The organism is Stenotrophomonas sp. AS012628 (genome assembly GCF_010608305.1).
GTDB classification, from domain to species: Bacteria; Pseudomonadota; Gammaproteobacteria; order Xanthomonadales; family Xanthomonadaceae; genus Stenotrophomonas; species Stenotrophomonas geniculata.
Window position 1 is genome coordinate 1 of the sequence record NZ_VMBJ01000318.1, and the last position, 213, is coordinate 213.

Sequence of the window (213 nt, forward strand, 5' to 3'; positions counted from 1 at the left end):
GATCTTGCCGCCGCGATTCGTCATGTGAATCGCCTGGTTGAGTGTTGCTTCGGTGCCGGCACATTCGACGACATAATCAGCACCGATCCCCCCTGTTAGTTGCTTCACGACCTCAACGGCATCTTCGTCGTTGATGTTGATGACGCGGTCGGCCCCCAATTCCCCGCCGATCGCCAGCCGCTTATTGCGCGTTCCCGTCAGCATGACAGGACT

At 58.2% G+C, this 213-nt stretch carries 1 protein-coding gene; it reads right to left on the reverse strand.

Features of this window, described 5'->3' with window-relative positions:
• Positions 1-213 (reverse strand): zinc-binding dehydrogenase (locus tag G5A07_RS22095; protein WP_191864058.1); only part of this gene is annotated, 213 nt, incomplete at both ends.